The sequence below is a fragment of the Nitrospirota bacterium genome (assembly GCA_013388455.1).
Classification (GTDB): domain Bacteria; phylum Nitrospirota; class Thermodesulfovibrionia; order Thermodesulfovibrionales; family SM23-35; genus JACAFF01.
This window is the reverse complement of record JACAFF010000007.1, coordinates 1-5,063: the sequence shown is the minus strand read 5'-3', so window position 1 is coordinate 5,063 and position 5,063 is coordinate 1. Positions and strand designations below refer to the sequence as shown.

Genomic DNA, 5,063 nt, shown 5'->3' with positions numbered 1-5,063 from the left:
GGGTATTATTACCATATGTTCCTGATTGGAGGTGGATGCTTGATAGGGAAGACAGTCCGTGGTATCCGACGATGAGGTTATTCAGACAGCCTGCATTAGGTGACTGGAAGACAGTGGTGGAATGTGTGGCAAAGGAGTTGAATTCGATAATATAAAAGGCAAGATTGCCACGTCGCTACGCTCCTCGCAATGACACCCCCCCTTTGCGGGTTCAAGTTTGAAACTTGAACCCTATGTTTGGATATCCATAACTGTATTTTTTGGGTTAACTTCTGCTTATCACCACACTTTCAATAAACTTTTCAAAAGCTTCTATACAGGCCTTATCTTGATAAACACGAAATTTATTTGTAGCTATCTTTTCTGAAATCTGACTTCTAAAAGTTGTATCCTTTCCCAATCGTATTGCCATAGCTATATAATCCTCAATCGATGAGACGATGGTATCTGTGACTCTCATCATATTCAAAATACCTGTGCAGTGTCTCTGCCTCATTAAAGAACCTGGTAGTGTTACAATTGGCAGATTACAGGCAATAGCTTCAAATGTTGAGTTGTTTGCAGACCAACTGATAGTGTCAAGAAAAATATCTGATAGTTGATTTAACTTAAGATATTGATTTTGATCAAGACGGGGTAGAATGACAAGATATTCATCAGGATTTAAATTATGTTGTTTAAAGGCTTCTGCTATTCGTGTGTAGAACTTATCTGTTAGATAAGGTTTAATCGAAATAAATACAAATTGACAATTTTTTACCTGTTGTGCTATTCGAGGGTATACATAATCAAATTGCGGAAGATGTGTAAATAATGCATGACTGCAAAGGTAAACGATGGCATCATGCCTGAGTTTAAAATCTTTACGGTTTATTTCTATATCTGGAACATCAAAAGGGGTATAGTAGAATGAAAGATTTGGTAAGCGAATAAGTTTTTCAGTATAGTGCTCATCAGCATCAGGTGGTTCCATTAGTTCACTGCTGAGGTAGTAATCTATAGTGGGCAAACCAGTAGTATCAGGATGTCCCAGAGTTGTGCATTGCACAGGTGCAAGCCTGAGAGTTGCAATTTTCAATGTTAATGGATCCATGCCAATTTCAGGGAATAGTAAAATATGTAAATTGTCATTTCTTATAATATGGCACAAATCTTCGAAAAAGTTTATGTCTTCTACAAAGCGTTTACAATTTTTTCTTGCAATATCTGTTATATAATCTTTAGATCTACCAATATGATAGCAGTATAGATCAAATCTTTTATTTAAATTTAGCACCCACCCTGAAAGAGGAATTTTCCAAACAGAATGCCAGTGAAAAAGACTTGATACAATGCCAACCCTGATGCGAGTTGCTTTATTGCAATATGGCATAGGTAAGTTTTCAGCATAATGAGGATATTTTTTAGCCATAATTTTGCAGACCATTTCTCCATATATCTTCTGAAGATTGCGGTCATTTAGTCCCTGGCAGGCAAGAAAAAAAGGTTGCTGAGTCCCAACAGCCTCGACTGCTGAATTGATGCCTTCAGGGGTTTCAAGGTCAATAGCATTTTGTAATTTTATTAATTCTTCATGATATGCTTTTCTGGCTAAATGGATTTCTGACTCATCAAGATAAATAACAGGCAATTGAGACATACATTTAGCCCATCGTGCAAGAAGATAATCAGGTTTATTTTTGAGTATTTTATTAAATACGATTTCTGCTTCCTTTATTCTTCCCTGTTCGCCTAATGTAGTTCCTATATTGTATTTTGCTTCAATAAAAGCCGGTTCTATTTCAGAGGCTTTCAGATAACATTGCATAGCCTCATCAAGATTTTTTTGCGACCTTAAAGCATTGCCAAGGTTGTTATAGGCGATGGCAAAGTTTGGATTAACTTGTAAAGATTTTTTGTAATATTTTATAGAATCCTCGATGTATCCTATGCTCTGTAAAATAGCCGCAATTTTGAAATATACCCATTCATTATCTGTATTTATTTGTAAAGCCTTGAAATAATATTCAAGCGCTTCTTGTAACATTCTTTTATAAGAAAAAAGTTCTGCAAGATTAAAAAATGAAGCAAAGTTTGGATTTAAATCAATGGCTTTCTGGTAGTATCGAATAGCTTCATCAATGTAGCCTTGTTGCTGGAGTATTTTACCAAGATTGTGATAAGCCCCTGCAAAATTCGGATCAAGTTCGATTACCTTTTGATAATAAGATATAGCCTCATTAAACAGACCTTTGTTTGAAAGTTTATTCCCTCGTTCAAAATAAGTAAAGATTTCACATTCTCTATACATTTTTTGAATATCTGCTGAGTTTGGGTCAAGTTGCAGAGCTTTTTTTAATGATAAAAGGGCTTCTTCGTATCTTCCAGTTAAAAAATAATTGGTTGCCATTTCAGAAAAAGCAGTTGGGACATCATCTTTTATAGCGATAAACTTTTCCCAGTATTTCAAGGCTTCGTCATATTTTCCAAGTGCACGTGAAGTAACAGCAAGTTCGTAAATAGCCATTAAGTCCTGCTTTCCTTTTTCTTCGAGCTTTGTCTTCCCGAGTAGGTAATAAAATTTTTTCTTAAATTCCCTTTTTTTAGAATTTAGTAATCCATAATGGTGGACAACAATATTACTCTCATAAATCTTTATTCCAAGTCTATGTAAAGTTGGTTCTACAAATTCATGGATACGATTTTCAAATTTAATGCGTCTATCATTTGGAAATAGTCTTACTTTAGCAGTAGGAACCCATCCTATCCCAGCTTCCTCTGTTTTATAACTTCCATTATTTGCAATCCATCCAACGTATTCTTGATCAATATAATTTCTTGTGATAAATGAATAGGCAACTGACCGAGAGATTGCTTCAGGGCTACGCTCCTCGCAATGACAACCTTTTTTGTCATCGCGAGCTACCGAAGGAAGCGTGGCAATCTCGTCTTTTACTTTCACCAATTCCCTAATTCTCTCATGATCCTCTGGAGATATTACCTCATCTGCATCAAGAATCAGTATCCAGTCACACGAAGCTTTAGACAGTGAAAAATTTCTTGCCTCGGAGAAATTATCTGTCCATTCAAAGTCAAATACTTTTGCACCCATTGAGAAAGCTATCTCTTTTGTCTTGTCAGTTGAACCGGTGTCAATTACGATTATTTCATCTACAACCGATTTTATACTATTAAGGCATTTGCCAATGTTATCTTCTTCATTTTTGACAATCATGCATAAGGAAATGTTTTTTGATTGCATTGTAGCTCCTTAATTGTTAAATAAACCAAATGGGATATATCTAATTATATCAAAAGTTTTAAAGATGAGATTGCTTCGGGGCTACGCCCCTCGCAATGACGAATAAAAAGAATTTTAACAGACTCATTGATATTCCCACTTTAAAAGCTTTATTTTAAGTAAATATGAACATAGAAAACAAAATTCAATTAGCTAAAAAATATTACGAATCAAACCAGCTACAAAAAGCCATAGAAACTTGTAAAGATAATCTCGAAATCTTACTATTGCTCGGGGAAATAGCTTATAGAAAAGAAGATTATCAATCTGCTGAAGAAATTCTGAGGCAGACAATTTCATATAATCCTGACAGCGCTGAGTTATATAATAATCTGGGATTAATCTTAGACAGGAGAGGAAAATTTGAAGAGGCTATCCAATCATTTAAAAAGGCTATTGAGATTGATCCTGAAATTGCAGATGTGCATTATAATCTTGGCAATGTATTCAAAGTTAAAGGCGAACTCGATGATGCAATAACCCAGTATCAAATAGCTATTCAACAGAAACCTGATCTTGTTGATGCCTACAACAATCTCGGTATCGTTTTACAGGAAAAGAAAAATTATGATGAGTCAATAATTTACTATCAGAAAGCTATCCAGTTAGATCAACATTTTGCTATGGCATATTTTAATTTAGGGACGGTTCTTCAATTACAGCAGAAGATAGATGAGTCAATACTAAATTATAAAAAAGCTCTTGAGCTCAATCCTGAGATAGTTAACGCATATTTTAATCTTGGAAATGCATATTATGAAAAGGGCTTACTTGATGAGGCATTTTCCAATTATCAAGAGGTTTTAAGGCGTGATCCAAACTTTACAGATGCTCTTGTAAATTGTGGCATCATTCTCCATGAAAAGCAAAGTATTCAAGAGGCTATCTCAGTATATAAGAAAGTTTTAAAGCTAAAGCCTGATGATCCAGAAACTCACTGGAATTTATCGAACTCTTTGTTATTGTCTGGAGATTACGAAAATGGTTGGAGAGAGTATGAATGGAGATTGAAGATTAAAGAATTTGAGCAAAGAAAAATCCTGAAACCATTGTGGGACGGTTCAGATGTGTCTCAAAAGACGGTACTTATTTATACTGAACAGGGATTAGGTGATGCTATTCAGTTTGTTCGCTATATAAAATTTGTTGCACAAAAGGCTGCAAAAATAATCCTCGAATGTCAGAAGGAATTAAAATCCATTTTCAAAAATATTAAAGGTATTCAGCAAATTATTTTAAGAGGTGAGCACTTACCTGAATTTGATGTGCATTGCCCACTGATGAGTCTGCCTTTTATCTTCCGCACAACTCTAAAAACAATTCCGTCAGAAATCCCTTATCTTTTTGTTGATCCTTTGATTTTTCAGAAATGGCATAAAAAATTTAAAATCGATGGTTCAAAATTAAAAGTCGGGCTTGTATGGTCAGGAAATCCTAAGTATAAGAAACATTATTGCAGATCATTTCCACTCATTACTTATGCACCGCTAACTGCTCTCGAAGATGTAACGTTCTATAGTTTGCAAAAAGGTGAAGCAGGCAAAGAGGCAAAAAGGCCTCCTCTTGGCTTGAAGCTAATTGATTATACAGAAGAAATCAATGATTTTTCAGACACAGCAGCAATAATAGAGAATTTAGATTTAGTCATTTCAGTAGATACAGCGGTAGCGCATTTAGCAGGGGCATTGGGTAAGCCTGTGTGGGTATTATTACCATATGTTCCTGATTGGAGGTGGATGCTTGATAGGGAAGACAGTCCGTGGTATCCGACGATGAGGTTATT

2 protein-coding genes are annotated in these 5,063 nt (G+C 35.2%); one reads left to right on the top strand and one right to left on the bottom strand.

The window, feature by feature from the left end:
* Positions 1-265: 265 nt before the first annotated feature.
* Positions 266-3,241, bottom strand: coding sequence for a tetratricopeptide repeat protein (locus HXY53_02700; GenBank protein NWF75474.1), 2,976 nt, complete (start codon positions 3,239-3,241; stop codon positions 266-268).
* Positions 3,242-3,405: 164 nt separating this feature from the next.
* Here HXY53_02700 and HXY53_02695 point away from each other — a divergent pair.
* Positions 3,406-5,063 (top strand): tetratricopeptide repeat protein (locus HXY53_02695; GenBank protein NWF75473.1); only part of this gene is annotated, 1,658 nt, incomplete at its 3' end.